General features: G+C 67.1%; 26 protein-coding genes. 15 read left to right on the top strand and 11 right to left on the bottom strand.

What is annotated here, in order from left to right; all coding sequences use genetic code 11:
* Positions 1–68: 68 nt before the first annotated feature.
* From M9978_RS08875 to M9978_RS08850, 6 genes are all read right to left on the bottom strand, one after another.
* A complete protein-coding gene (locus M9978_RS08875; protein ID WP_254292666.1) occupies positions 69–2,501 on the bottom strand; it encodes a TonB-dependent receptor in 2,433 nt (810 codons plus the stop codon).
* Between the two features lie 51 nt (positions 2,502–2,552).
* Positions 2,553–2,831, bottom strand: a complete 279-nt coding sequence (locus tag M9978_RS08870; protein WP_254292665.1) for a ribbon-helix-helix domain-containing protein — start codon at positions 2,829–2,831, stop codon at positions 2,553–2,555.
* Positions 2,828–4,660, bottom strand: coding sequence for a cobaltochelatase subunit CobT (gene cobT / locus M9978_RS08865; protein WP_254292664.1), 1,833 nt, complete (start codon positions 4,658–4,660; stop codon positions 2,828–2,830). The genes M9978_RS08870 and cobT overlap by 4 nt, the downstream gene beginning before the upstream one ends.
* Before the next feature lie 12 nt (positions 4,661–4,672).
* Entirely contained in the window at positions 4,673–5,677 is a 1,005-nt protein-coding gene (cobS, locus tag M9978_RS08860) for a cobaltochelatase subunit CobS (RefSeq protein ID WP_254292663.1), read from the bottom strand.
* A 62-nt stretch (positions 5,678–5,739) separates the two neighbouring features.
* Positions 5,740–6,204 carry an SRPBCC domain-containing protein gene (locus M9978_RS08855; RefSeq protein ID WP_254292662.1) on the bottom strand — a complete coding sequence of 155 codons (465 nt, stop codon included), beginning with the start codon at positions 6,202–6,204 and terminating at the stop codon, positions 5,740–5,742.
* A complete protein-coding gene (locus tag M9978_RS08850) occupies positions 6,201–6,908 on the bottom strand; it encodes a winged helix-turn-helix transcriptional regulator (protein WP_254292661.1) in 708 nt (235 codons plus the stop codon). Before M9978_RS08850 ends, M9978_RS08855 begins: the two co-directional genes overlap by 4 nt.
* 104 nt (positions 6,909–7,012) lie before the next feature.
* Between M9978_RS08850 and M9978_RS08845 the strand changes: the two genes are divergently transcribed.
* The 7 genes from M9978_RS08845 (at position 7,013) to M9978_RS08810 (ending at position 11,687) form a co-directional block, all read left to right on the top strand.
* Positions 7,013–7,456, top strand: a complete 444-nt coding sequence (locus tag M9978_RS08845; RefSeq protein WP_254292660.1) for a VOC family protein — start codon at positions 7,013–7,015, stop codon at positions 7,454–7,456.
* Between the two features lie 50 nt (positions 7,457–7,506).
* Positions 7,507–7,992, top strand: coding sequence for a VOC family protein (locus M9978_RS08840; RefSeq protein ID WP_254292659.1), 486 nt, complete (start codon positions 7,507–7,509; stop codon positions 7,990–7,992).
* Between the two features lie 4 nt (positions 7,993–7,996).
* The gene (locus M9978_RS08835) at positions 7,997–8,641 is read left to right on the top strand and encodes a glutathione S-transferase family protein (protein WP_254292658.1); all 645 of its coding nucleotides are present in this window, start codon (positions 7,997–7,999) and stop codon (positions 8,639–8,641) included.
* Positions 8,642–8,654: 13 nt separating this feature from the next.
* Positions 8,655–9,332 carry a glutathione S-transferase family protein gene (locus M9978_RS08830; protein WP_254292657.1) on the top strand — a complete coding sequence of 226 codons (678 nt, stop codon included), beginning with the start codon at positions 8,655–8,657 and terminating at the stop codon, positions 9,330–9,332.
* 22 nt (positions 9,333–9,354) lie between these two features.
* Positions 9,355–10,080, top strand: coding sequence for a DUF1428 domain-containing protein (locus tag M9978_RS23515; protein WP_436977175.1), 726 nt, complete (start codon positions 9,355–9,357; stop codon positions 10,078–10,080).
* Positions 10,081–10,239: 159 nt separating this feature from the next.
* Positions 10,240–11,028 (top strand): VOC family protein, encoded by a 789-nt coding sequence (locus M9978_RS08815; RefSeq protein ID WP_254292656.1) that lies wholly within the window; start codon positions 10,240–10,242, stop codon positions 11,026–11,028.
* On the top strand, positions 11,025–11,687 hold the full coding sequence (locus M9978_RS08810) for a dihydrofolate reductase family protein (RefSeq protein WP_254292655.1): 663 nt from the start codon (positions 11,025–11,027) through the stop codon (positions 11,685–11,687). The genes M9978_RS08815 and M9978_RS08810 overlap by 4 nt, the downstream gene beginning before the upstream one ends.
* A 16-nt stretch (positions 11,688–11,703) precedes the next feature.
* Here the strand turns inward: M9978_RS08810 and M9978_RS08805 are convergent, their stop codons facing one another.
* Positions 11,704–12,306 (bottom strand): J domain-containing protein, encoded by a 603-nt coding sequence (locus M9978_RS08805; protein WP_254292654.1) that lies wholly within the window; start codon positions 12,304–12,306, stop codon positions 11,704–11,706.
* Between the two features lie 36 nt (positions 12,307–12,342).
* On the opposite strand from M9978_RS08805, the gene M9978_RS08800 reads away from it, so the two are divergent.
* The 4 genes from M9978_RS08800 to M9978_RS08785 are packed head-to-tail and all read left to right on the top strand — an operon-like array spanning position 12,343 to position 14,869.
* The gene (locus M9978_RS08800; RefSeq protein ID WP_254292653.1) at positions 12,343–12,630 is read left to right on the top strand and encodes a BolA family protein; all 288 of its coding nucleotides are present in this window, start codon (positions 12,343–12,345) and stop codon (positions 12,628–12,630) included.
* Complete coding sequence (locus M9978_RS08795) at positions 12,627–13,526, top strand: pirin family protein (protein ID WP_254292652.1); 900 nt, start codon at positions 12,627–12,629, stop codon at positions 13,524–13,526. Before M9978_RS08800 ends, M9978_RS08795 begins: the two co-directional genes overlap by 4 nt.
* Positions 13,523–13,975, top strand: coding sequence for a hypothetical protein (locus M9978_RS08790; RefSeq protein WP_254292651.1), 453 nt, complete (start codon positions 13,523–13,525; stop codon positions 13,973–13,975). Before M9978_RS08795 ends, M9978_RS08790 begins: the two co-directional genes overlap by 4 nt.
* Before the next feature lie 9 nt (positions 13,976–13,984).
* Entirely contained in the window at positions 13,985–14,869 is an 885-nt protein-coding gene (locus M9978_RS08785; RefSeq protein WP_254292650.1) for an alpha/beta fold hydrolase, read from the top strand.
* Here the strand turns inward: M9978_RS08785 and M9978_RS08780 are convergent.
* Positions 14,866–15,945, bottom strand: a complete 1,080-nt coding sequence (locus tag M9978_RS08780) for a DUF2332 domain-containing protein (protein WP_254292649.1) — start codon at positions 15,943–15,945, stop codon at positions 14,866–14,868. The two genes, M9978_RS08785 and M9978_RS08780, sit on opposite strands and share 4 nt — an antisense overlap.
* Before the next feature lie 59 nt (positions 15,946–16,004).
* Between M9978_RS08780 and hisG the strand changes: the two genes are divergently transcribed.
* Genes hisG through nusB form a run of 3 tightly spaced genes read left to right on the top strand, consistent with a single transcriptional unit; the run spans position 16,005 to position 18,413 of the window.
* A complete protein-coding gene (hisG, locus tag M9978_RS08775; protein ID WP_254292648.1) occupies positions 16,005–16,664 on the top strand; it encodes an ATP phosphoribosyltransferase in 660 nt (219 codons plus the stop codon).
* On the top strand, positions 16,661–17,959 hold the full coding sequence (hisD, locus tag M9978_RS08770) for a histidinol dehydrogenase (RefSeq protein WP_254292647.1): 1,299 nt from the start codon (positions 16,661–16,663) through the stop codon (positions 17,957–17,959). Before hisG ends, hisD begins: the two co-directional genes overlap by 4 nt.
* On the top strand, positions 17,952–18,413 hold the full coding sequence (gene nusB / locus M9978_RS08765) for a transcription antitermination factor NusB (RefSeq protein WP_254292646.1): 462 nt from the start codon (positions 17,952–17,954) through the stop codon (positions 18,411–18,413). Before hisD ends, nusB begins: the two co-directional genes overlap by 8 nt.
* Here nusB and M9978_RS08760 read toward each other — a convergent pair.
* Together M9978_RS08760 and murA are read right to left on the bottom strand one after the other, a co-directional pair.
* The gene (locus M9978_RS08760; RefSeq protein WP_254292645.1) at positions 18,410–20,164 is read right to left on the bottom strand and encodes a bifunctional metallophosphatase/5'-nucleotidase; all 1,755 of its coding nucleotides are present in this window, start codon (positions 20,162–20,164) and stop codon (positions 18,410–18,412) included. The two genes, nusB and M9978_RS08760, sit on opposite strands and share 4 nt — an antisense overlap.
* A gap of 106 nt (positions 20,165–20,270) precedes the next feature.
* Positions 20,271–21,554 (bottom strand): UDP-N-acetylglucosamine 1-carboxyvinyltransferase, encoded by a 1,284-nt coding sequence (gene murA / locus M9978_RS08755; protein WP_254292644.1) that lies wholly within the window; start codon positions 21,552–21,554, stop codon positions 20,271–20,273.
* 121 nt (positions 21,555–21,675) lie between these two features.
* Between murA and M9978_RS08750 the strand changes: the two genes are divergently transcribed.
* Positions 21,676–22,437, top strand: a complete 762-nt coding sequence (locus M9978_RS08750) for a Crp/Fnr family transcriptional regulator (RefSeq protein WP_254292643.1) — start codon at positions 21,676–21,678, stop codon at positions 22,435–22,437.
* 3 nt (positions 22,438–22,440) lie between these two features.
* On the opposite strand, the gene M9978_RS08745 is transcribed toward M9978_RS08750, so the two are convergent.
* The gene (locus M9978_RS08745; protein WP_254292642.1) at positions 22,441–24,519 is read right to left on the bottom strand and encodes a S9 family peptidase; all 2,079 of its coding nucleotides are present in this window, start codon (positions 24,517–24,519) and stop codon (positions 22,441–22,443) included.
* Positions 24,520–24,582 lie beyond the last annotated feature (63 nt).

Here is a 24,582-nt window from a genome sequence, read left to right as displayed (position 1 = left end):
TTTCGCAGTATTGAGGCGCGGGCGGCGGGCCGGGGGACGAGTGGCCGGCCACCCGCGCCTCCCCCTGGTCAGAAGCTGTAGAACAGGCTGAGCACCGCCGAGCGGCGATCCCCGGGCGTTGCCCAGCCGCCGCTGATCGCACCGGTCGTGGCGCTCACATTGTTGCGGATGCCGGTGTAATATTGCTCGTCGGTGAAATTCTGGATGTTGAGCTGCGCGGTCAGGCCATTGCCGAACGTGTAGCCGAGGAACGCGCGATGGATGAGGTAATCGTCGGAGCGGAACTGCGGCGTCACCGCGCCCGCCACGAGCACGCGGTTGTTGAGCGCGAAGCTGCCCTGATAGCTTAGCCCATAACCGATCTCGAGCCCGAACGGCAGCTTGTAGGTGGTGAACAGGCTGCCCGAATGCTCAGGGGTCTGGAGCAGATCCTGGTCGAACTGGACGTCGCGGATCGCCGCACTGTTGCCGCACGCCGCGCTCGGGTTGGCGAGGCAGAAGTCGGACACGCTCTGCTTCACCTTGCCGTTCAGATAGGTGTAGTTGGCGAACAGCGTCCATTCGGGCGTGACATTGCCGCTCGCGCCCAGCGTGACGCCATCGACCCGCGCGCGGCCGTCGAGCACCTGGAGCGCGCCGGGCTGGGCCGGATCGTTCGAGGGCACGCGGAAATTGGTGCGCTCGTTGCGGAATACCGCCGCGGTCAGTTGAAGCCGGCGGCCGAACAGGTCGGCCTTCGCGCCGATCTCATAATTCTTCGCGGATTCGGGCGCCACCGCGCACGGGTCCGCCGCGCCGACCGCGGACAGCACGCCGCAGCCGAGCCGCACCGTCGCCGAGGACGGCGTCTTCGAGTTGCCGTAGGCCGCATAGATGCTGGTGGCCGGGGTCGGCTTGAACACCGCACCCACGCGATAGGAGAACAACGTCTCGTCGCTGACCTGCGGGCGGCGCTGGAGATCGGTGAGCGCGGCGGTGCCCGGCGGCGGGCTGAGCAGCGGGATGTTGCGGAAATCCGCCCGGTTCGATTCCCAGCGCACCCCGCCATTGATCTCGAACATCGAACCCAGCTCGATCGTGTCGAAGGCGTAGAGCGCGAAATTGGTCGTCTCGGCCTTCGACCGCGACGTGATCACGAGGTTGTTGGGGCCGGCATAGACGGTGTTCGGGTTCGCCAGGCTGATCGCGGGGAATGCCGTCACGGCCGACCCATCCGCGTTGCGCAGCAGCGAGCCCGAAGCGATCGAATAATCCTCAACCGTCGCCGACATGCCGACCACCAGCGTGTTGCGGATGCCGCCCTGCTTGCCGGTGACGACGCGCAGGTCGGTCTGGTTGTGGAGCAGCTGGTTCTCCTGATCGCGCACCGTGCCGCGCGGCCCCGACGGAGCGTAGAAGCCCGTCGCAAGTCCGGCTGGACAAGCGATGCCGACTGTCGAACTGCCGCTCGCACCGACCGGCTGAAGCCCGTTGGCAAGGCAGAAGGTCCCCTGCGGCGCGCTCGTCTGGCTGTACTGCGCGACGCGCTGCCAGCGCGACAGGTTGCGGACGCTGACGGCGTCGCTGAACTTGTGACGGAAGATCGCGGTCGCACGATCCACCGTCGTGTCCTGCCGGTCGAGGTTGCGATAGCCGAAATAGTCGCTCGGATCGACGCCGGGCAGCGGGCCGGCATTCACCAGGCTCCTGAAATAGGGCACGCCATAGATCGGCGTGTTCTCGTCCTCCTGATGCGAATAGCTCAGCGTCAGGCTGGTCGGCGAACCGACGCCGATCGTCACCGACGGCGCGATGCCCCAGCGCCTGAATTTCTCGACATCACGGCCCGCAACCCCATTCTCGTGATAGGCGCCGTTGAGCCGCACCGCGACCAGCTCGTTCAGCCGCCAGTTGCCGTCGATCGCGCCGCGATAATAATCGTCGGTGCCGATCGCGCCCTGAACGATCGTGAGGTCATCGGGCTGCGGCGATTTGGTGACGAGGTTGATCGTGCCGCCGACCGAGCCAGATCCGTTGAACACCGAATTGGCGCCGTTGAACACTTCGATCTGCTGCAGGTTGAACGGATCGGTACGGGTATATTGCGCGCCGTCGCGCACGCCATCGATGGTGATGTCGTTGTTCGCCGAATAGCCGCGCAAATTGATCGAATCGCCATAGCCGCCACCGCCCTCGCCAGCACCGAAGGTGATGCCGGGGATCGTCTGCAACGCATCGCGCAGCGTCTGGAGGTTCTGCTTGCGGATCACCTGGTCGCTGATCACCGTCACCGTCTGCGGCGTGTCGAGCAGCGGGGCAGTCGCGCGCGGATCGGCGACTTCGCCGTCCCCCTGCTCCCCGGTCACCACGATCTGGTCGCGGTCGCTGCTATCCGCGTCGCTGGCGGCGGCCGGAACGGGATCGGCGGCATAGGCCGAGGGCGCGGTGGCGACGAAGCCGACCACGGCGAGCGCGAGAAAGGCGGGCGCGGCCTTGCGGCCATCGATCGAAGAATGAGTCATGCTGAGCCCCTTTGCTGTCGGGGCCGCAGCTATTGCGAAGCGTTCGCAGAGTCAACGCTGTTGCGAATCATTTTCATTTGTTTCTTGCGAAACGATCGCAGCAAAGAGCCAGCTGCGGATTGCGCTGGCGAGATTGGGCGGGTCGGACGCGGTGATGCGCAGATGATCGATCTGCGCGACGAGCGCGCTGAGCGGCAGCCCGCGCGCGGCCGCCGCATCCTCCAGCGCCCACCAAAAGGCCGGCTCCAGGCTGATCGAGGTGCAATGCCCGGCAATGGTGATCGACCGCTTGACCGGCCCGGCAAACCCGCCCGGCGGGGCCTCGATCACGTTTCCAGGTCGAACAGCGACGCGAGCTGCTCGATCATTGTCCCGGCAAGCTGCTCGACATCCATGATCGTCACCGCGCGGCTGTAATAGCGCGTCACGTCATGTCCGATGCCGATCGCGACGAGGCCAACCGGCGAGCGCTGCTCGATCCAGCCGATCACCTGCCGCAGATGGCGTTCGAGGTACGATCCGCTGTTCACGCTCAGCGTCGAATCGTCGACCGGCGCGCCGTCGCTGATCACCATCAGGATCTTGCGGTCTTCCTGCCGCGCGATCAGCCGGTGATGCGCCCAGAGCAGCGCCTCGCCGTCGATATTCTCCTTGAGCAGCCCCTCGCGCATCATCAGCCCGAGTGACTTCTTGGCGCGCCGCCACGGTTCGTCGGCCTGCTTATAGACGATATGGCGCACGTCGTTGAGGCGGCCGGGCTGCGGCGGGCGGCCCTCGGCGAGCCATTTCTCGCGGCTTTGCCCGCCCTTCCACGCGCGCGTGGTGAAGCCCAGAATCTCGGTCTTGACCCCGACTCGCTCGAGCGTGCGCGCAAGGATGTCAGCACTGATCGCCGCAATTGAAATCGGCCGCCCGCGCATCGAACCACTATTGTCGATCAGCAGCGTCACCACCGTGTCCTTGAACTCGGTGTCCTTCTCGATCTTGTACGACAGCGACTGCATCGGATTGACCACCACGCGCGCCAGCCGCGCGGCGTCCAGCAGCCCCTCGTCCTGATCGAAATCCCAGCTGCGGTTCTGCTGCGCCATCAACCGGCGCTGGAGCCGGTTGGCAAGCTTGGTCACCACGCCCTGCAAATGCACGAGCTGCTGGTCGAGATAGGCGCGCAGCCGCTCCAGCTCCTCCTCGTCGCACAATTCGGTCGCGGCGATCACTTCGTCATAGGCGGTGGTGAAGGCGCCATATTCGAATTGCGGCGGCAGGTCGGACCAGGGGCGGTTGGGGCGGACGGGCATCATCCCCTCCTCGCCCTCGTCGCCGGGTTCGCCATCGGCGTCGTCGAACTCGCCCTGTTCCTGCTCGCTGTCCTCGCCGTCCTCGGTCTCGCCTTCGCTCTGCTCGCCGCGCGCCTCGATCTCGCCGTCGCCCGACTCGCTGTCGCGCTCGCCCTCCTCGCCGTTTTCGTCTTCCTGCTGATCGGTGCCCTCGTCCTCGCCGCCGCCCTCATCGGCCTCGTCGGGGATCAGCTCGCCCTCGGTCAGCTCGAGATCCTCGAGCAGATGGCCGACCAGCCTGGCGAACGCCGCCTGATCGTCGATCGCCAGGCCCAGCGCGTCGAGATCGGCGCCGCCCTTGTCCTCGATCCAGTCGCGCACCAGCGCCAGCCCCATCGCGGCATCGGCGGGCGCCTCGCGCCCGGTCAGCCGCTCGCGCACCAGCAGCTGGATCGCGGTCGACAGCGGCACCTCGTCCCGCGTCCGCGCCCGGCTGATCGGGTCGGAGCGCATCTTCATCTCGAGCGCACGGTCGAGATTGTCGGCGATCCCGGCATAGCCACGCGAGCCCAGCGCCTCGACCCGCGCCGTCTCGACCGCGTCGAATACAGCGCGTGCGACGGCTTCCTTCGGCGCCGCCTTCAGGTGCGTCGCGCTGTCGTGCAACCGCATGCGCAGCGCGAAGCCGTCGGCAAAGCCGCGCGCCTCGGCGACATGCTCGGGCGCGAGCGCGCGGCCCGGCATCGGCACCTTGATGTGCTTTCCCGATTGCACCGGCGCGTCGGCGGTGAAGGCGAGTTCGACCTCCGGCTCATGCGCCAGAGCGCGCGCCGTGCCCGCGAGCACGTTGCGGAATTGATCGAGGGGGGAATCGTTGGGCATCAGCGGCCCGGCTTACGCCTTCCCCACCACGCTCTCGGGCAGGTCCTTGCCGAACACGCGCTGATAATATTCCGCAACCAGCGCGCGCTCCGCCTCGTCGCACTTGTTGAGGAACGAGAGGCGGAAGGCGAAACCGGCATCCTTGAAGATTTCGGTATTCTGCGCCCAGGTGATCACCGTGCGCGGGCTCATCACGGTCGAGATGTCGCCGTTGATGAAACCGCGCCGCGTCAGGTCGGCGACGCGCACCATATTTTCGACCAGCTCCTTGCCGCCCGGCTTGTCATATTCGCCACTCTTGGCGAGCACGATCTGCGCCTCGGTCGCGGCGGGCAGATAGTTCAGCGTGACGACGATGTTCCAGCGGTCCATCTGCCCTTGGTTGATCTGCTGCGTGCCGTGATACAGCCCGCTGGTGTCGCCGAGGCCCACGGTGTTGGCGGTCGAGAACAGCCGGAACCACGGGTTCGGGCGGATCACGCGATTCTGGTCGAGCAATGTCAGCTTGCCCTCGGTCTCCAGCACGCGCTGGATCACGAACATCACGTCGGGCCGGCCCGCGTCATATTCGTCGAACACCAGAGCCGTCGGCGTCTGCAGCGCCCAGGGCAACAGCCCTTCGCGGAACTCGGTGACCTGTTGCCCGTCCTTGAGTACGATCGCGTCGCGGCCGATCAGGTCGATGCGGCTGATATGCGCGTCGAGGTTGATTCGAATGCATGGCCAGTTGAGCCGCGCCGCCACCTGCTCGATATGCGACGACTTGCCGGTGCCGTGATAACCCTGGATCATCACGCGGCGGTTGTGCGCAAAGCCCGCCAGCACCGCGAGCGTGGTGTCGGCGTCGAACACATAGGCCGGGTCGAGATCGGGCACGCGCTCGTCCGCCTCGCTGAACGCGGGCGCTTCCATGTCGATGTCGATCCCGAACACGTCGCGCACGTTCACCGTCTTGTCGGGCGCGGCGAGGATCGTGGTTTCCCGGCTGTCGGGCTGGGTGTTGGGGATGTCGGTCATGGTCGGGCCTTAACTGAGTCGCCGTGTCCCTAGACCTTGTGCAGATGCGAAGTCGAGAAGCTTTAGGCGAGGAAGGCGGCGAGATTGTTGAGCGACGAACGCAGCCCGGCGTCATGATCGTCCGCGCCGATGCCCGACGGCACGCCCTCGGCGCGAACCTCGACCCGCGTTCCGCCGGCCTCGGCCGTCAATGTCCAGGTCATGCGCATCGTGCCGGCAAAGGCGGGATCGTCAGAATCGAATTCGCCGGTCTGGATCACGCGCGCGCCGGGCACGAGCTCCACGAACCGCCCGCGCACATGATCGCTGCCCGCATCGGTCTTGCCCGGCCCGGCCTCAGCATAATGCAGCGTGATGTCATAGCACCCGCCGGGCCGCGCATCGAACGCGGCAACCTCGCCGGTCATGCCCTCGGGCGGCAGCCATTGCGCGACCACCGCGCCATCGGTCAGCGCACGATAGACGGCATCCGCCGATGCCGCGATCCAGCGGCCCGCGACATCCACCCCGGGCGCGATCCGCGTCATGCGTCCTCGGTCCATTTACGCGGCAGCGGGAAGCGCGTGACGAACGCTTCGGCGAGGCTGTGGTCGCCGTCGATGCGCAAAATTCCCGCCGCCTCCAGCTCGTCCAGCGCGCCGCCATAGACCGCACCGGCGATTGCGGGCGGCGGGCCGGTGAAGATCACATCGGCGCCTTCCGCCGATCCGCGATGCACGTCGATGCCGTCGCGGTTGTAGCGGCCGACGAATTCGTCGCCCTCGCCCATGCGAAAGCCGATCGTGAAGTCGAGGTCGCCCGCCTGCTGCGCATTATGCATCGTGCGCAGCGACATCATCGCCGACGCCGCCGACAGCCCCAGCGTCGGATCATGCTCGGGCGAGCGCACCGCCCAGCGGCCGAGCACCTGCAACGTGACTTCCGCCTCATAGCCCCACGGCGTCAGCTCATAGACTTGCGCGCTGGCGGGCGGCGGCAGCTTGCGCTTCACCAATATGCCCGATTCCTCGAGCCCTTCCAGCCGCTGCGTCAGCACGTTGGCGCTCAAGCCCGGCAGCGCATTGCGGATCTCGCTGAACCGGCGAGGCCCGAACATCAGTTCGCGCACCACCATCAACGCCCAGCGCTCGCCCACCAGCTCCAGCGCGAGCGCGGTGCCGCAGGCATCGTCATACCAGCGGCGCTTTTGTTTTTTTGGCGCCTTTTCCATAACTTGGCCATCTTGAGTCATTTTTTCTAACTTCATAGTTGCTTTTACTAACTCAAGACGGCATCAAGATCAAGCAAGCGATTCGGAACACAGCGTTTCAACGAACGAGCATCAGGAGAAGACCGATGGCGAAGATGATTTTCGTGAACCTGCCGGTGAAGGACGTGGCCGCATCGACCGCCTTTTACGAGGCGCTGGGCTTCACCAAAGACGCGCGCTTCAGCAACGAGATGGCGAGCGCGATGAACTGGTCGGACGAGATCACGGTGATGATCCTCGGCCACGACTTCTACCAGAGCTTCATCCCCCACAAGACGATCGCCGACTCGTCCGCAACCAACGAGGTGCTGATCTGCCTGTCGTTCGACAGCCGCGCGGCGGTCGATGCGATCACCGAACAGGCCGCGGCCGCCGGCGGCAAGGCCGATATCCGCGAGCCGCAGGACATGGGCTTCATGTACGGTCGCACCTTCGAGGACCTCGATGGCCATATCTACGAGCCGATGTTCATGGACATGGAGGCCGCAATGGCCGCTTTCCCCGACGGTCCGGCGCACGAACCCGCCTGAACCGCAACGACTCCGCCCGACATAAGTTGAGCCGGCGAAGGAGAGCCGAAATGAGCAAGATCACCACCTGCATCTGGAGCGACATGACCGCCGAGGAACAGGCGAATTTCTACGTCACCCTGCTGCCCGACGGCCGCATCACCCGCACGATGCGCACCCCCGCCGACACGCCCTCGAACAAGAAGGGCGACGTGATCGTGGTCGAATTCCACCTCGGCGGAAACGACTATGTCCTGCTCAACGGCGGCCCGATCTTCCCGCAAACCGAGGCCGTGAGTTTCATGATCCTGACCGAGGATCAGGCAGAGACCGACCGGCTGTGGAACACGATCGTCGGCAATGGCGGGCGCGAGAGCATGTGCGGCTGGTGCAAGGACAAATGGGGCGTCAACTGGCAGATCACGCCGAGGCGCCTGCTCGAACTCAACTATGACAATCCCGATCCCGCCAGCGCCAAGCGCGCGATGGAAGCGATGCTGACGATGAAGAAGATCGACATCGCCAGGGTCGAAGCCGCCGCAGCGGGCGAGGCGTAACGCGATGCTCCGCCTCCACTATCATCCGTTCGCGCAATATTGCCAGAAGGTGCTGATCGCGCTGTACGAGCATGACCTGCCGTTCGAACGGGTGGTGGTGGACCTGGGCGATCCCGGGCAACGCGCCGCGCTCACCACCGTGTGGCCGTTCACCAAATTCCCGGCACTGGAGGCCGGCGACGGCACCGTGCTCGGCGAATCCGGGGTGATCGTCGAATATCTCGACTCGCTTGCCCCGCGCCGATTGCCGCTGGTGCCGGAGCAGCGCATCGCCGGTCTCGAACCGCGCATGCTCGAACGCGTGATCGACAACTATATCGCCGATCCGCTCGCTCGAATCGTGGTGGCGAGCTTCACCGGCCGCGCGATCGACGAAGCGGCGGAGATGGCGACGATCGCGACCGCCTATGATTTCCTCGAAGCACGGCTCGACGGGCGCCAATGGGGCGCCGGCCCGGATTTCGGCCTCGCCGACTGCGCCGCCGGCCCCGCGCTGTTCTACGCCAACCTAAAGGTGCCGATCGGCAAGCGCCGGCGGCTGACCACCTGGTTCGAACGGCTGTGCGCCCGCCCGTCCTTCGCCCGCGTGATCGACGAAGCCCGCCCCTATCGCGACGGCACACCATTCGACTGGCCACCCGGCTACTGACTGGAGAGATTCGATGCCCGACACCAACAATGCGCCGGTCGAGATCACCGGCTTCGACTGGGTTCCCGATTTCGCCAAGGGCTTCGTGCGCGATCTGCGCCCGCGCTGGGCGTGCGAGGAGATCGGCCTGCCTTATGAGATGCGGCTGCTCGACGTGCGCAACAAGCCCGACAGCTATTTCGCCGAACAGCCCTGGGGCCAGGTACCCGTGCTGTCCGACCGCGACCAGGACCTGTGCATGTTCGAGAGCGGCGCGATCCTGCTCCACCTCGGCGAAAAGGACGAACGCCTGCTGCCGCGCGACCCGCACGGAAGGACGCTGGCGATCAGCTGGCTGTTCGCCGCCTATAACAGCGTCGAGCCGCTGATGTTCGAGCTCGCCAATATCGAAATCTTCGCCGCGGGCGAGCAATGGGCGGAGCTGCGCCGCCCCAGCCTGGTGGCCTTTGCCGGCCAGCGTTTAGACCGGCTCGCCGCGGCGATGGCGGGGCGCGACTGGCTGGCGGGGCAATTCAGCGTGGCGGATATTGCGATGGCGACCGTCTTGCGTCAGGCTGAGGGCAGCGGGCTGATCGAGGATCGCCCGGTGTTGATGGCCTATCTGCAACGATCGATCGCCCGGCCCGCGTTCAAGGCCGCGCTTGCCGCGCAACTCGCCGATTTCAAGCCGATGCCCGAACCCGTTTCGTGACCGGAAAGCAAGGAGAGAGCCAATGACCTATGTCGAAGGATTCCTGACCCCCGTCCCCACCGCCAACAAGGCCGAGTATCAGAAGCACGCCGAGAGCGCGGTCGAGCTGTTCAAGGGTCTCGGCGCGACTCGCTTCGTCGAGGCGTGGGGCGACGACGTGCCCGACGGCAAGCTCAACGACCTCAAACAGTCGGTGAACCTGAAGGACGACGAGACCGTGCTGTTCAGCTGGCTCGAATATCCCGACAAGGCGACACGCGACGCCGCCAACGAGAAGATGATGAACGATCCCAATGCGTCGGAGATGATGAAGGACATGCCGTTCGACGGCAGCCGCATGATCTATGCCGGGTTCGAGCCGATCGTCGAGGCCGGCAAGGGCGACGGCACCGGCTATATCGACGGCTATGTCCTGCCCGTTCCGGCGGCGAACAAGGAAGCCTATCGCGAGGTCGCCGAAAAGATGGTGCCGCTGTTCCAGGAATTCGGCGCGCTGCGCGTGGTCGAGGCGTGGGGCGACGACACGCCCGACGGTCAGGTCACCGATTACAACCGCGCGACGCACAAGAAGGACGACGAGAAGGTCGTCTACAGCTGGATCGAATGGCCCGACAAGGCGACGCGCGATGCCGGCTGGGCGAAGATCATGGAAGACGAGCGGATGAACCCGCCCGAGCAGCCGCCGTTCGACGGCAAGCGCATGATGTGGGGCGGCTTCGCACCCATCCTCGACACGGCGAAGGGCTGACGTCCACCACCAACCGTCACCCCGGCCTTGTGCCGGGGTCCACGGTGCCCCGAACAATGCCCTCCCGATCGGCCTCACCGGCCGCCGCACGGTGGCCCACGGCACAAGGCCGGGGAGACGAAGAGGGGGAGCGAGACCATTTCGACAGGGAGACCCTTCATGACCAACCCCCATGGCAGCTGGATCTGGTACGAACTCATGACCCCCGATGCGCAAGCTTCGCGCGCCTTTTACGAAGGCGTCGTCGGCTGGAAGATCGACGCTGAATCCGCGATGCCCGGCATGGAATACCGCATGATCCACGCCGCTGATGGCCAGGCCGGCGGGGTGATGACGCTCGACGCCGATATGCTCGCGGGCGGCGCTCGCCCCTGCTGGCTCGGCTATGTCGGCGTCGACGATGTCGATACGACAGTCGAGCAGCTCAAGGCCGCGGGCGGCAGCGTCCATCTGCCGCCGCAGGACATCCCCGATGTCGGCCGCTTCGCGATGGTCGCCGACCCGCAGGGCGTCCCCTTCTACGTCATGCGCGGCGCCAGCGACGAGGACAGCAATGCCTATGGCCGGATGGCGACGGGCCATGTCAGCTGGAACGAGTTGCAGACCAGCGACGATGCCGCGTCGTTCACCTTCTACAATGGCCTGTTCGGCTGGGAGAAGGCCGGCGGCATGCCGATGCCATGGGGCGAATATGCCTTTCTGCGCAACAAGGGCGCGGGCGACGCGATGGATGCCGTCTGGGGCGCGATGATGCCGCGCGAAAAGCCCGAGCATCCGGTCGGCTGGACCTTCTACTTCCGCGTCCCCGATATCGAGGCGGCGCATGCCAGGGTGAAGGAACTCGGCGGCACCCCGCTCAGCGATCCGATGGAGGTCCCCGGCGGCGAGCGCGTGTTCCACGCCACCGATCCGCACGGTGCGGTGTTCGGGCTGGTCGCGCCCAAATGAGCCGGCGGATCATCGGCGCGGCGTTCGTCAGCCTCGACGGCGTGATCCAGGCGCCGGGCGGCCCGCACGAGGACCCGAGCGGCGGCTTTCCCTTCGAAGGCTGGCTCGCCCCGCTCGGCGACGAGGCGCTCGGCCACCAGATCGACAGCGTGTTCAGGCAGCCTTACGACCTGCTGCTCGGCCGGCGGACCTATGAGATCTTCGCCGCGCACTGGCCGTTCAACACCGACGCGCCGGAGATCGCCGAGCCGTTCAACCGCTGCCGCAAATATGTGCTGACACGGGGCGACATGGCGCTCGACTGGAACAACAGCGAGCGCGTGCCCGACATCGATGCGCTCGCCGCGATCAAGGCCGGCGACGGCCCGGACATCGTCATCCAGGGCAGTTCGACGCTCTATCCGCAGCTGCTCCAACGCGGCCTGATCGACCGCCTCGTGCTGATGGTCGCGCCGGTCGTGCTGGGCCAGGGCAAGCGCTTGTTCGGCGACCATTCCGGGCCGGGCACGTGGAAGCTGATCGAGCAGCGCACCGGCAGCACCGGCATCGTCATGTCGACTTACGAACCCGCAGGCCCGGTCGAAACCGGGTCATTCGCGACCGATGATCCGTCGCCGCAGGAACTCGCCCGGCGCGAGAAATGGGCGCGGGAGGGATAGCCGCAACCCCAAACCGTCACGCGAACGCCGGCGAACCCTTGAGCTGCTGATACGCCTCGATCACCTTCTGCAGCGACCCCTCATGACTGCGGTCGCCGCCATTACGGTCGGGGTGGTATTTCCGCACCAGCTCCGAATAGCGCCTGCGCAGCGCCATGCGGTCCGCATCCACATCCAGCGCCAGCGCCTTCAACGCCTCGCGGTCCTTGCCCGACAGCGGCCGCCCGTCCTTGCGCTCGGCCCGCATCGCATTGCGCCAGCGCGCGCCGATCGCGTCGAGCGGATCGCTGAAATCGGCCCAGCGCGGCGGCCGGTCGGCGCCGCCGGTCGAGGCGAAGGCGCGCGTCTCGCGCTCCCATCCGGCCAGCGGCCGCTGCGCGTCATGGATCTCGTCCGGCGTCATCCCGGTGAAGAAGTTGTAGCTCGAATTGAACGCGCGGACATGGTCGAGGCACAGCCAGCGATAGTCGCCGGGCCGATCGCTCGGACGCAAGCTGCCCGCCGGCGCGCGGAACTCGCCCGGCTCGCTGCAGCCCGGCTCGGCGCATAGCCGCCCGGGCGCTTCCACTCGCCCGTGAAAGCGCGAATTGGGACGATCCTTCGGCGGCTGACGAGACACTCGAACTCCGGCGCAAAAGCCGCTTATATAGGCGCCATGACCGACATCGCCACCGGGCCGGTAGCCCGCGAAATCGCCGAGCGCTTGACGCAAGCCCTCGCCCCGTCGCGCCTCGACGTGATCAACGACAGCGCCAAACATCGCGGCCATAGCGGCGACGATGGCAGCGGCGAATCGCACTTCACCGTCGCGATCGAAAGTCCCTCTTTCGCCGGCAAGTCGCGCGTCGAGCGCCAGCGCATGGTCAACCGCGCGCTCGGCGACCTGATGGCCGAACGAGTCCACGCCATGGCGATCCGCGCCACCGCGCCAGGTGAAGCATGAGCGACGACCGCTTCACCCAGATCATCACGCCGGTCACGCACGATCTCGGCGGGTTCAAGGTCCACCGCACCTTGCCCTCGCGCCCGCGCACGATGGTCGGCCCGTTCATCTTCTTCGACCAGATGGGTCCGGCGCATCTCGAAACCGGCACCGGCATCGACGTGCGCCCGCATCCGCACATCAACCTCGCCACGGTCACCTATCTCTTCGCCGGCGCAATCGACCATCGCGACAGCCTCGGCACCTTCGCGACGATCGAGCCGGGCGCGGTCAATCTGATGACCGCCGGCAACGGCATCGTCCATTCGGAACGCTCGCCGCAATCCGAGCGCGACACCGGACCCGAGCTGTCCGGAATCCAGACCTGGCTCGCGCTGCCCGAACGCTATGAGGAAATCGACCCGGCGTTCGAGCATGTCGCCGCCGCCGACCTGCCGGTGATCGAGACCCACAAGGCGAAAGCGCGCATCATCATGGGCAGCCTATGGGGCGCGACCGCGCCGACCACCACCTATGCCGGCACCATCTATGCCGACATCGTGCTGGACTCTGACGGCAGCGTGCCGATCGATGCCGAAGCCGACGAGCGCGCCATCTATCTCGCCACCGGCGAAGCCTCGCTCGACGGCATGCCGCTCCAGCCGCAGACGCTCTACGTGCTGCGCCCCGGCACCACCGCAAAGCTCTACTCGCGCATCGGCGGGCGTGTGATGCTGTGCGGCGGCGAAGCGTTCGCGACGCCGCGCCATGTCTGGTGGAACTTCGTCTCGTCCGACCGCGGCCGCATCGATCAGGCCAAACAGGACTGGAAGGCCGGCCTGTTCCCGACCGTGCCGGGCGACGACAAGGAATTCATCCCGATCCCCGAAGTGCCCAAGACGGTCAGCTATCCATGATCTCGATCGCAGCGTTGCTGCTGGCACTCGCCCAGACCCTTCCGGGCAGCGAGCCCGAGTTCCGCCAAGTGCAATGTGCGCTGAGCAACCAGAACGCCAACACCGTGATGGTCACGCCCGTATTCGACCGTGACGTCGCTGCCGACATGCACGGCATTTTCGCGGCGAATGTCGAGCGGCTGATTGCGCGCACGAAATCGCCGCTCAAGGCTCGGCTCAACCGTGACGGCGCGGTACCGGCGCGTGCGGCGGACGCATGGACCGGGCGCTGCTGGATCGCCAAGGGGCCGGCCTACACGATGGTCGTCGGCTCGTGGCGCGAGAAGCTCGATCCGGCCGAGGTCGTCGGCGGCCGCCGCCAGACCCGCGCGATCGAGGCTTATGCCCCCAACTGGCGCGCGCTGCTGAAGCCGGGTGCAACCCTGAAAGCGATCTCGCGCAAGCGTTGAGGAGAGACCATGCCGGACACCGACCTCCAGCGCATCGCCCTGCCCACCGGGGTCGAACTCGATGTCGCCACCGCCGGCGATCCCGCCGCGCCCGCGATCCTGCTGCTCCACGGCTTCCCCGAATCGCATCGCACCTGGCGCCACCAGATCCCCGCGCTGGCGAAACGCTTCTTCGTCATCGCGCCCGACCAGCGCGGCTTCGCTCGTTCGTCCAAGCCCGCGGGCGTCGAGCACTATACGCCCGACAAGCCCGTCGCCGACCTGCTCGCGCTCGCCACGCATTTCGGCAAGGACCGATTCACACTGGTCGGCCATGACTGGGGCGGCGCGATCGCGTGGATGGCGGCGCTGCAGCACCCCGACCGGATCGAGCGCCTCATCATCGTCAACGCGCCGCACCCGTTCGTCTTCCAGAAATCGCTCTATGACGACATGGCGCAGCGCGCGGCGAGCCAATATATCCGCGCCTTCCGCAACCCCGGGCTCGAAGCGCATATCGACCGCATTGGCCTCGGCGCCTTCTTCGACACCAGCTTCGCCAGCCATGCCGACCCGGCGCTGCTCGCGCCCGAGCGCGACGCCTATCTCGACGAATGGGGTCAGCCCGGCGCGATGACCGCGATGCTCAACTGGTACCGCGCGAGCGCCGTGGTGGTGCCGGCGATGGACGAGACGCCCGAGCGTCCCGCCTTTCTCGACGCGCCCTTCCCGCCGCTCAAGATGCCGGTGCTGGTGATCTGGGGCATGGGCGATACGGCGCTGCTGCCGGTACAGCTTGACGGGCTGCGCGCGCTGGTGCCCGATCTCACCGTCGTGAAGGTCGAAGCGGGGCATTTCGTGCCATGGGAAAAACCCGCCGAAGTCACCGGCACGATGCTCGGCTGGCTCGGTTAGGCGAGCCACTCCACCCACGCGCCATGGGCATGCGCGTGCGCGAGCATGTTCGCGTCTCCGTCGCCCGGCCAGTAGCGCACGGTCAGCTCGTGACGAAAGGTCGCGCGGTTGGCCTCCAGCGCGATCCAGGCGAGCGGTCGGTCGGACGTTGCTCGCGCCGCCGCCGCGGCCATCGCCGCGGTGATCGCCGCCTGCCGTTCGGCGCCGAGATATTGCCAGACGACCGAGTGCATCAGCACGCGCGTCGTGCCCGCCGCCTGTGGCTGCGCGAGCGCCGCCGCGACGAACTGCGCGGCATCGGCCTGCACCAGGTCGGGCCGCTCGACCGCGGCCGAATAGGCGGCGAAGTCGAGCCGCGCGAAGCGTTCGCGATGCTCGGGCCAAGTATAGGCGCGCAGCCGCAGCAGTTGCGCCGGGTCGGTCAGGTCGAGCGGCGCGACGTCACAGCCGCGCATCGATTCGAACCGCCAGGTCGCGAGCGTCTTGCCGCGCGCCGCATCCGGCGGCGGCGGGCCGCGCCACTCGGGGGCGATCCACATGTCCGACTGCGGCGGCCCGGCGCCGACACCGCCCAGATCATAGCGATAGCGGTCCATCATCAGGTTGATGCCCGCGCTCGACCCGATCTCGATACAGTCCCAGCGCGTCGGCAGGCCCTGCGCGCCGAGCCATAGCAGCGCCGCCATATAGGCCGCCGACCGCCCCGCCTCGTTGGTCTGCGGCGGCCCGTCGAGCCACGGCAGCAGCGCCGCATCGTGCCGCGTGATCGCCGCCCCGATCAGCGCCTCGGCATCGGCCAGCGCCGCTTCTTCCCCGGCATAGAGCGGCGCCAGCGACGGTTCCGCGCCCGACAAATGCAGCGCATGCAACGCCCCCGCCGCGCGCAGCGGCAGCGCGTCGGCCATCGGCTTGCCCGGCCAGCCGCGCAGCTTCGCCACGAACGCGCCCGGACCATCGAAATTGGCCAGGATCGCCTCGACCACCCGCGCGGTCAGCGGCGCGCCATTGGCGCGGCAATAGTCGATCTGGTTGGCAAAGGCGTCGCGCGGATCGTCCAGCGCCATCAGGTCGGTCATGCGAATCTCCTCGCGCTCTGTTGCGCCTACCCCCCACGGCAAGTAAAGGCGCGCCACCTATGTCGGACCCGATCATCCTCGCCGTGCCCAAGGGACGCATCCTCGAAGAGGCGTTGCCCCTGCTCGCGCATGCGGGAATCATCCCCGAACCGGCGTTCGCCGATGAGGGCAGCCGCGCGCTGCGCTTCAGGACCAACCGGGCGGATATCGACCTGATCCGCGTGCGCGCGTTCGATGTCGCCACCTTCGTCGCGCACGGCGCGGCGCAGCTCGGCATCGTCGGGTCCGACGTGCTCGACGAGTTCGCCTATTCCGAACTCTACGCCCCGGTCGATCTGGGCATCGGTCATTGCCGGCTGTCGGTCGCCGAACCGGCCGAGCTCGCCGCGACCGACGATCCGCGTGGTTGGAGCCATGTCCGCGTCGCCACCAAATATCCCTCGCTCACCCGCCGCCATTTCGAGGCGCGCGGCGTGCAGGCCGAGTGCATCAAGCTGAACGGCGCGATGGAGTTGGCCCCGCTGCTCGGCCTCGCGCCGCGCATCGTCGATCTCGTCTCGTCGGGCCGCACGCTCAAGGAGAACGGCCTGGTCGAGGTCGAGGTGATCACCCAGGTCACCAGCCGCCTCGTCGCCAACCGCGCCGCGTTCAAGACGCGCAGCGAAGTGGTGCCGCTGGTCGACGCGTTCCGCCGCGCGGTCGAGCGCGAAACGGCGTGATCAAGCTCTCCACCTCCGAACCCGGCTTCGCGCAGGCGTTCCGCGAGCTGGTCGATGCCCGCCGCGAGGCCGATGCCGATGTCGCGCGCGACGTCCGCACGATCGTCGCCAGCGTCCGCGACGAGGGTGATCCCGCGCTTCACGCCTTCACCAAAAAGTTCGACAAGCACGACCTCAACGATACCGGCTGGCGGATCGAGAAGGCCGATTGCGCCGCCGCGCTCGATGCGCTGGCGCCGGACCTGCGTGCCGCGCTCCAGCTCGCCGCCGACCGCATCACCGCCTATCACGAGAAGCAGCGGCCCACTGACAGCGACACCACCGATGCCGCCGGCGTGCGCACCGGCGCGCGCTGGAACGCGGTCGAGGCGGCGGGCGTCTATGTCCCCGGCGGCCGGGCGGCCTATCCCTCATCGGTGCTGATGAACGCGATCCCGGCGCGGGTCGCGGGCGTCGACCGGCTCGTCATGGTCACGCCGACGCCGAAGGGCGAGATCAACCCGCTCGTCCTCGCCGCCGCCGAAATCGCCGGCGTAGACGAGATCTGGCGGATCGGCGGCGCACAGGCGATCGCGGCGCTCGCCTATGGCACCGGGCGCATCGCCGCTGTCGATGTCATCACCGGTCCCGGCAATGCCTGGGTGGCCGAGGCCAAGCGCCAGCTCTACGGCGTGGTCGGCATCGACATGGTCGCAGGCCCCAGCGAGATCGTCGTCGTCGCCGATGGCCGCAACGACCCCGAATGGATCGCCGCCGATCTGCTCAGCCAGGCCGAGCACGATCCCACCAGCCAGTCGATCCTGCTCACCGACGACGCGATCTTCGCCGGCAAGGTCGCCGACGCGGTCGACCGCCAGATCGGCACGCTCTCGACCAAGGGCGTCGCTCGCCAGAGCTGGGATGCCAATGGCGCGATCATCATCACCGGCTCGCTCGACGAGGCGATTCCTTTGGTCAACAAGCTCGCGCCCGAGCATCTCGAACTCGCCTGCGACGATCCCGACACGCTGTTCGCGCGCGTCCGCCACGCCGGCTCGGTGTTCCTCGGCCGCATGACGCCCGAGGCGATCGGCGATTATGTCGCCGGGCCCAACCACGTCCTCCCCACCGGCCGCCGCGCGCGTTTCGCCAGCGGCCTTTCGGTGCTCGATTTCATGAAGCGCACCAGCTTCCTCGCGCTCGACGAGACCGGCCTTGCCGCGATCGGCCCGGCCGCGGTGGCGCTGGCGCAGGCCGAGGGCCTGCCCGCGCATGCGAAATCGGTCGCCGTGCGTTTGGAACAGAATAATGCCTAGCCACACCGCAAAATCCCGATCCAAGGCCCGCGCCGCCGCGCGGCTCGCCGCTGTTCAGGCGCTCTACCAGCAGGAGATGGAGGGCACGAAGCTGCCCGTCCTGCTGACCGAGTTCCACCAGCATCGCCTCGGCGCGACGATCGAGGAGGTCGAATATGCCGATGCCGACGCCAATTTCTTCGACGACATCGTCAAGGGCGTCGATGCCCGGCGCGACGAGATCGACGCGCTGATCGCCTCGAAGCTCGCCGCCGACTGGAGCTTCGATCGGCTCGACCGCCCGATGCGTCAGATCCTGCGCGCCGGCACCTACGAGCTGCTCGCGCGCAACGACGTGCCGACCGGGGCTGCGATCAGCGAATATCTCGACGTCACCGCGGCGTTCTACGACCGGCGTGAAAAGGGCTTCGTCAACGGCCTGCTCGACGCGATCGCGAAGGAAGTGCGGAGCTAGTTCGCCTTCCACCCGGCCGGCGTCACATCCTTCACCCGGCCCAGCGCCGGCGGATCGATCACCTGCCCGCGCGCGAACCACGCCTCCAGCGCGTCGAGGTCGAGCACGCCACCGGCAACGACCTTGCCCGCCGCCAGCGTGTCGAACGCGTCGCCGCCGCCGCCGAGAAAGCCGCTCATCGCGACGCGATACACCGCTTCGTCGCGCAGCGGCTTGCCCTCGACCAGCGGCGCGATGATCCGCTGCCCGGCGGGCCGGGACCGGTCGAAGCTGTAGCTGAGGCCAGAGGCGAACAGCACGCGCGGCCCGTCGATATTGGTGAATTGCTGTTCGAGCACCGCGCGCAGCTGCGCGCCGCTATACTCCTTCACCTGCAGATTATTCCCGAACGGCTGTACCGCATAGAGGTCGCCGAACGTCACCGTCCCGTCCGCCGCCGGCGTGATCGATGTGCGCACCCCGCCGGGGTTCATCAGCGAGAGCTGCGCGCCATCCTTGCGCGTCGCGGCGAGCTGCGCGTCGGCGATCAGCAGCCCGAGCGGGGATTCGCGGATCTCGCTGTCCTCGTCGCGCAGGATCGGCGCTGACGCACGCCCAACGACGCGCTTCGCCCGCGGCCCGGCGGCGGCCGCGTATCTGGCGACATGCGCCGCGACCGCCGGATCGGCTGGCAGCGCCGGGAATGCCGCGGCCGGCTTGACCGGTCCGGCAGCGCTCAGATTGCCCTCGCCCTGCACCACGACCTGACTCGCGGTCTTGCCGGTCAGCTTCCTGCTCACCGGATCGAAGGTCAGCGTGATGTAGGTGACGAAGGCGCCGTAATTGCCCGCGCTGGTCAACAGCACCGGCCGCGCCGCGTCGATCTTGGCGAAGTCACAGACATAGGCCTTGTGCGTATGCCCCGACACGACGAGATCGACCGCCGGGTCGAGCCGCTTGACGATGTCGATGATCTCGCCGGTCAGCCCGTCGCACTGGTTCGGCTGATCGCTGCGCTTGGGATAGCCGCCCTCATGGATCAGCACGACGATCGCATCGGCTCCCTGCGCCTTCAATTGCGGCACCAGCTTGTTCGCGGTCTCGGCTTCGTCGGCGAAGCGATAGCCCCTGATCCCTGCCGGATCGACATAGGTGCTGGTCATCCGCGTGGTCAGCCCGATAAAGCCGATCTTGATCGCGCGCCTGCCGCTGCCGAAGGTCTTGATCGTCGTGCCGGGGAGCAGGCTGCCGCCATCGGCGCGCACCGTGTTGCCGGCGAGATAGGTGAAGGCGGCGCCCTTGAACGGCTCCAGCTGGCACGGTTCGCGATTGGTCAGCTTCTCGCAGCCACCCTTTTGCAGCCGCAGCAGCTCGGCGGTGCCGCGGTCGAATTCGTGATTGCCCGCCGCGTTGATCTCCAGCCCGATCATGTTCATCGCGGTGACCGTCGGCTCGTCGAGAAACAGCGACGAGGTGAGCGGGCTTGCCGAAGTCAGGTCGCCCGCCGCGACCACCACGCTGTGCGTCGCCCGTGCCTTGAGCCGCTGCACCGCGGTCGCGAAATAGGCCGCGCCGCCCGCCGGCACCTTGACCACGCTGCCGTCCGGCGCCTGCACGTCGATCGGCCGGCCCGGCGTCTCCAGATTGCCGTGGAAGTCGTTGAACGCGATGACCTTGACCGTCACCGGCGCGTCAGCCCGCGCCACCTCGGCGCGCTGCGCCGAACAGCCCGCCAGCGCCAGCGCCCCGGTCAGAAACGCGATTGCTTTCATCGACTTGGCTCCCCCGATTCGTGGGCCATCGATATCAGGCCAATGTGACGGGGTGAATCGTCATTGAGACGAAGGCGCACATTCCTCGCACGAACGCGCCGGGGCCTCAGCCGTCGCCCACGCGCTCGATGTCCGCACCGACACCCTGAAGCTTCTCCTCAAGCCGCTCATAGCCGCGGTCGAGGTGATAGATGCGGCTGACCTGAGTCTCGCCTTCCGCGACCAGTCCCGCAAGGATCAGGCTCATCGACGCACGCAGATCGGTCGCCATCACCGGCGCGCCGATCAGCCGGTCGACCCCGCGCACGATCGCCGAGCGCCCCGACACCTGGATGTCCGCACCCATCCGCGCCAGCTCGGGGACGTGCATATAGCGGTTCTCGAAGATCGTCTCGGTCAGCACGCTCGCACCCTCGGCCTTGCACAGCATCGCCATGAACTGCGCCTGCATGTCGGTGGCAAAGCCCGGATAGGGCGCGGTCGAAAGCGTGATCGGCTTGAGCGGGCCGTCCGCGGCGACGCGGATGCCGCCCTTCTTCTCCTCGACGGTCACCCCCGCCTCGATCAGCGCATCGAGCGTCGCGCGCATGTCCGCCGCGCACGCCCCGCTCAGCTCGATGTCGCCGCCGGTGATCGCCGCGGCGCAGGCATAGCTGCCCGCCTCGATCCGGTCGGGCATTACCGAATAGGTCGCGCCGTGCAGCCGCTCGCGCCCCTCGATCGTCAGCGTCTCGCTGCCGATCCCGTCGATCGACGCGCCCATCGCCACCAGCAGATTGCACAGATCGACGATTTCGGGCTCGCGCGCGGCATTTTCCAGCACGCTCGTGCCCTTCGCCGTCGCCGCCGCCATCAGCGCATTTTCGGTCGCGCCGACCGACACCACCGGAAAGCGATAGCGCCCGCCCGGCAGACGCCCGCCCGGCGCGGTCGCCTTGACGTAACCCGCGGCCAGCTCGATCTCCGCGCCCAGCGCCTCGAGCGCCTTGAGGTGAAGATCGATCGGGCGGTTGCCGATCGCACAGCCGCCGGGCAGCGACACCGTCGCCTCGCCCGCGCGCGCCAGCAATGGCCCCAGCACCAGGATCGACGCGCGCATCTTGCGAACGATGTCATAGGGCGCGACCGTCGAGGTCAACCCCGTCGCGCGCACCGTCAGCACGCGCCCGAATTCGGCCGGGCGCGTCCCTTCGATCGCGGTCGATGCGCCGAGCTCGTTGAGCAAATGCCCGAAGCCGTCGGCATCCGCCAGCCGCGGCAGATTGCGCAACGTCAGCGGTTCATCGGTGAGCAACGCGCACGGCATTAGGGTCAGCGCAGCGTTCTTGGCGCCGGAAATCGCGATCTTGCCTGACAGGCGCTTGCCGCCGCGGATGAGGATACGGTCCATTTCCGGGCTTCTACCGCTTCGGCACGCCCGCGCAAGCGGACTGCTTGACGCCGCGTGGGCGCGGCCGACCGCCGGGCGCATTGATCGATGTTAATGCGCTGATTTCATTGGACTGCTTTGCATGCCCCGAGTGGGGGAAGGGACCATCGTGTCAGGGAGTTGTTTGGCGGACGTTCTCGGCGAGCGGGTTGAGCTCACGCCGGCCGAAAAGTCCGCGTTGGAGCGGTTGGAGGAGCGTCAGCGCCATATCCGGCGCGGCGCGATCCTGCTGCGCGAGAATGAATCCGGCGGCGAGCTGTTCGTCCTGCGCAAGGGGCTGATGATGTCCTATGTGCTGCTCGACGACGGCAGCCGCCAGATTCTGCGCTTCCTGTTTCCCGGCGACATGCTCGGCATTTCCAGCATGATCTACCGCGAATCGCCCGAAACGCTGTGCGCGCTGTCCGATTGCGTGGTGTGCCCGTTCGACCATGCCGCGTTCAGCGAATTGCTGACCGAACATCCGCGCCTCGCCGCGCTGATCCTGGTGTTCAGCCAGATCGAGCGCGTCGCGCTGACCGACCGCCTCGCCGCGCTCGGTCGCACCTCGGCCAAGGCGCGCGTCGCGGCGCTGCTGCTCGACCTGCGCAACCGGCTGCGCGGCACCGACAAGTCGATCGACAAGGCGTTCGCGCTCGGGCTGACGCAGGAGGAGATCGGCGACGCCACCGGCCTCACCGCCGTCCACGTCAACCGCATGCTCCGCCAGCTGGAAGAGGAAGGGCTGATCGGCCGCGGCTCGGGCCGCGTCACCTTGATCGACGAACGCGCACTGGCCCGCGCCGCCAATTATGTCGACCGCTACGAGGGCCTCGACCTGAGCTGGCTGCCCAAGGCGAGGTGAGCATCAGCCCGCGTTCGTCACACCCAGCTGCCACAGCACGAAGGCATTCTCCTCCGCCGCTTCCTTCAAACTCTCCCAGCGGCCCGACTTGCCGCCATGGCCCGCGCCCATATTGGTCTTGATCACCAGCACATTGTCGTCGGTCTTGGTCGCGCGCAGCTTGGCACCCCATTTCGCCGGCTCCCAATAGGTCACGCGCGGATCGTTGAGTCCGCCCGAGATGAACAGCGGCGGATAGGCCTGCGCGCTCACATTGTCATAGGGCGAATAGCCGCGGATCAGCTCGAACGCCGCCTTGTCCTCGATCGGATTGCCCCATTCGGGCCATTCGCCCGGCGTCAGCGGCAGCGTGTCGTCGAGCATCGTGTTGAGCACATCGACGAACGGCACGTCCGCCACCACCACGCCCCACAAATCAGGATCGCTGTTGACCACCGCCCCCATCAGCTCGCCGCCGGCCGAGCGCCCGGCAATCGCGATCCCGCCCTTGTGGGTGAAGCCGCGCTCGATCAGCCCCTTCGCGACATCGACGAAATCGTTGAAGGTATTGGCGCGCTTCTCGAGTTTGCCGTCCAGATACCATTGCTGCCCCAGATCGTCGCCGCCGCGAATATGCGCGATCGCAAAGGCCACGCCGCGGTCGAGGAACGACATGCGCGAGGTCGAAAAGCCCGGCGGGATCGCATAGCCATAAGCGCCATAGGCGTAGAGGTAGAGCTTCGCCGTCCCGTCGCGCGGAAAGTCCCTGGGATAGACGATCGAACACGGCACCTGCGTGCCATCGCGCGCGGTGATCTTGAGCCGCTCGGTCGCATATTTGCTCGCGTCGTAACCCGACGGGATGATCTGGACCTTGAGCGTCTCCAGCTCGCCGGTCGCGACGTCATAGTCGTACACCGTGCCCGGCGTGACCATCGACTCATAGCCGATGCGCAGCTTGTCCATCCTGTATTCGGGATTGTCGCCCAGCCCCGCGACATAGCTCGCCTCGGGAAAGGCGATGCGCTTGCCCCCCCCATTATCGGCGCCGCCATCGTAGGAATGAATCTCGATCTGATCGAGCCCGTCCTCGCGCCCCTCGACCACGAAATAGTCGGCGAAGGTCGTCACCCCGGTCATGTAGAAATGGTCCGACGGCGCGATCCGCTCGACCCATTCGCCGGGCTTGTCCAGCGACGCCGTCACCAGCCGCCAGTTGGTGTGGGTGTCGTTGGTGTGGATGTAGAGCGTGCCGTCATGCTCCTCGACATCATATTCGCGGCCCGTCTTGCGCGGCGCGACGAGGATCGGCTCGGCCAGCGGATTGTCGGCGGGGACCAGCCGTACCTCGCTCGTCACATGGTCGCCGGTCGAGATCACCAGCCATTCGCGCGACTGCGTCTCCCCGACGCCGACGCGATAGCCCTCGTCATCCTCGTGATAGAGTTCGATATCGCTCTCGACCGGCTCGCCGAGCTTGTGCCAGCGGGCATTGTCGGTCCGCCACTGCGCATTGGCGACGCCGTAGAGGAATCCCTTCGAATCCGACGTCCACACCAGATCCGACAGCACATCGGCAATGGTATCGGGCAGCAATTCGCCGGTCGTCAGGTCCTTGACCCGCACGACGAACCGCTCCGACCCGGTGTCGTCGATCGCATAGGCGAGAAAACGGTCGTCGGGACTGACCGACAGCCCGCCCAACCGGAAATATTCCTTGCCCTCCGCCAGCCTGGGTTCGTCGAGGAACAGCTCGTCCTCGCCGCCAGCCACCGGCCGCCGCCACCAGCGGCGATATTCCGCGCCGGTCTCGTGATCGCTCCAATAGACATAGGCGCCGTCCTTCTGCGGCACGGTCGCATCGTCTTCCTTGATCCGCCCGCGCATCTCCGCGAACAGCGTGTCGGCGAGCGGCTTCAGCGGCGCCATCACCGCCTCGAAATAGGCGTTCTCTTGCTTGAGATAGGCCAGCACGTCCTTGTCGGTGACCTCGGGATAGCCCGGATCGCGCAGCCAGTGCCACGGGTCGTCCACCGTCACGCCGTGGCGCTCGAAGCTGTAGGGACGGGTGGCGGCGACGGGCGGCGTGGGGAGATCGGTCATACGCGCTGCCTTAGCCTGCCCGCTTCGCCCAAGTCGAGGCGGGCGTTACCCGGCCACGACAGT

Origin of the sequence: Sphingomonas tagetis, from assembly GCF_024211275.1 — a bacterium.
Lineage (GTDB): Bacteria > Pseudomonadota > Alphaproteobacteria > Sphingomonadales > Sphingomonadaceae > Sphingomonas > Sphingomonas tagetis.
Note: the sequence above shows the minus strand (reverse complement) of the source record. Positions and strands in the feature narration are given on the sequence as shown.

What these genes read in the sequence shown, in the direction of transcription:
- M9978_RS08875 (WP_254292666.1), bottom strand. Translation starts at nt 2,501, where the DNA reads ATGACTCATTCTTCGATCGATGGCCGCAAGGCCGCGCCCGCCTTTCTC.
- cobT (WP_254292664.1), bottom strand. Translation starts at nt 4,660, where the DNA reads ATGCCCAACGATTCCCCCCTCGATCAATTCCGCAACGTGCTCGCGGGC.
- cobS (WP_254292663.1), bottom strand. Translation starts at nt 5,677, where the DNA reads ATGACCGACATCCCCAACACCCAGCCCGACAGCCGGGAAACCACGATC.
- M9978_RS08855 (WP_254292662.1), bottom strand. Translation starts at nt 6,204, where the DNA reads ATGACGCGGATCGCGCCCGGGGTGGATGTCGCGGGCCGCTGGATCGCG.
- M9978_RS08850 (WP_254292661.1), bottom strand. Translation starts at nt 6,908, where the DNA reads ATGACTCAAGATGGCCAAGTTATGGAAAAGGCGCCAAAAAAACAAAAG.
- M9978_RS08845 (WP_254292660.1), top strand. Translation starts at nt 7,013, where the DNA reads ATGGCGAAGATGATTTTCGTGAACCTGCCGGTGAAGGACGTGGCCGCA.
- M9978_RS08840 (WP_254292659.1), top strand. Translation starts at nt 7,507, where the DNA reads ATGAGCAAGATCACCACCTGCATCTGGAGCGACATGACCGCCGAGGAA.
- M9978_RS08835 (WP_254292658.1), top strand. Translation starts at nt 7,997, where the DNA reads ATGCTCCGCCTCCACTATCATCCGTTCGCGCAATATTGCCAGAAGGTG.
- M9978_RS08830 (WP_254292657.1), top strand. Translation starts at nt 8,655, where the DNA reads ATGCCCGACACCAACAATGCGCCGGTCGAGATCACCGGCTTCGACTGG.
- M9978_RS23515 (WP_436977175.1), top strand. Translation starts at nt 9,355, where the DNA reads ATGACCTATGTCGAAGGATTCCTGACCCCCGTCCCCACCGCCAACAAG.
- M9978_RS08815 (WP_254292656.1), top strand. Translation starts at nt 10,240, where the DNA reads ATGACCAACCCCCATGGCAGCTGGATCTGGTACGAACTCATGACCCCC.
- M9978_RS08810 (WP_254292655.1), top strand. Translation starts at nt 11,025, where the DNA reads ATGAGCCGGCGGATCATCGGCGCGGCGTTCGTCAGCCTCGACGGCGTG.
- M9978_RS08800 (WP_254292653.1), top strand. Translation starts at nt 12,343, where the DNA reads ATGACCGACATCGCCACCGGGCCGGTAGCCCGCGAAATCGCCGAGCGC.
- M9978_RS08795 (WP_254292652.1), top strand. Translation starts at nt 12,627, where the DNA reads ATGAGCGACGACCGCTTCACCCAGATCATCACGCCGGTCACGCACGAT.
- M9978_RS08790 (WP_254292651.1), top strand. Translation starts at nt 13,523, where the DNA reads ATGATCTCGATCGCAGCGTTGCTGCTGGCACTCGCCCAGACCCTTCCG.
- M9978_RS08785 (WP_254292650.1), top strand. Translation starts at nt 13,985, where the DNA reads ATGCCGGACACCGACCTCCAGCGCATCGCCCTGCCCACCGGGGTCGAA.
- M9978_RS08780 (WP_254292649.1), bottom strand. Translation starts at nt 15,945, where the DNA reads ATGACCGACCTGATGGCGCTGGACGATCCGCGCGACGCCTTTGCCAAC.
- hisG (WP_254292648.1), top strand. Translation starts at nt 16,005, where the DNA reads ATGTCGGACCCGATCATCCTCGCCGTGCCCAAGGGACGCATCCTCGAA.
- nusB (WP_254292646.1), top strand. Translation starts at nt 17,952, where the DNA reads ATGCCTAGCCACACCGCAAAATCCCGATCCAAGGCCCGCGCCGCCGCG.
- M9978_RS08760 (WP_254292645.1), bottom strand. Translation starts at nt 20,164, where the DNA reads ATGAAAGCAATCGCGTTTCTGACCGGGGCGCTGGCGCTGGCGGGCTGT.
- murA (WP_254292644.1), bottom strand. Translation starts at nt 21,554, where the DNA reads ATGGACCGTATCCTCATCCGCGGCGGCAAGCGCCTGTCAGGCAAGATC.
- M9978_RS08750 (WP_254292643.1), top strand. Translation starts at nt 21,676, where the DNA reads ATGCCCCGAGTGGGGGAAGGGACCATCGTGTCAGGGAGTTGTTTGGCG.
- M9978_RS08745 (WP_254292642.1), bottom strand. Translation starts at nt 24,519, where the DNA reads ATGACCGATCTCCCCACGCCGCCCGTCGCCGCCACCCGTCCCTACAGC.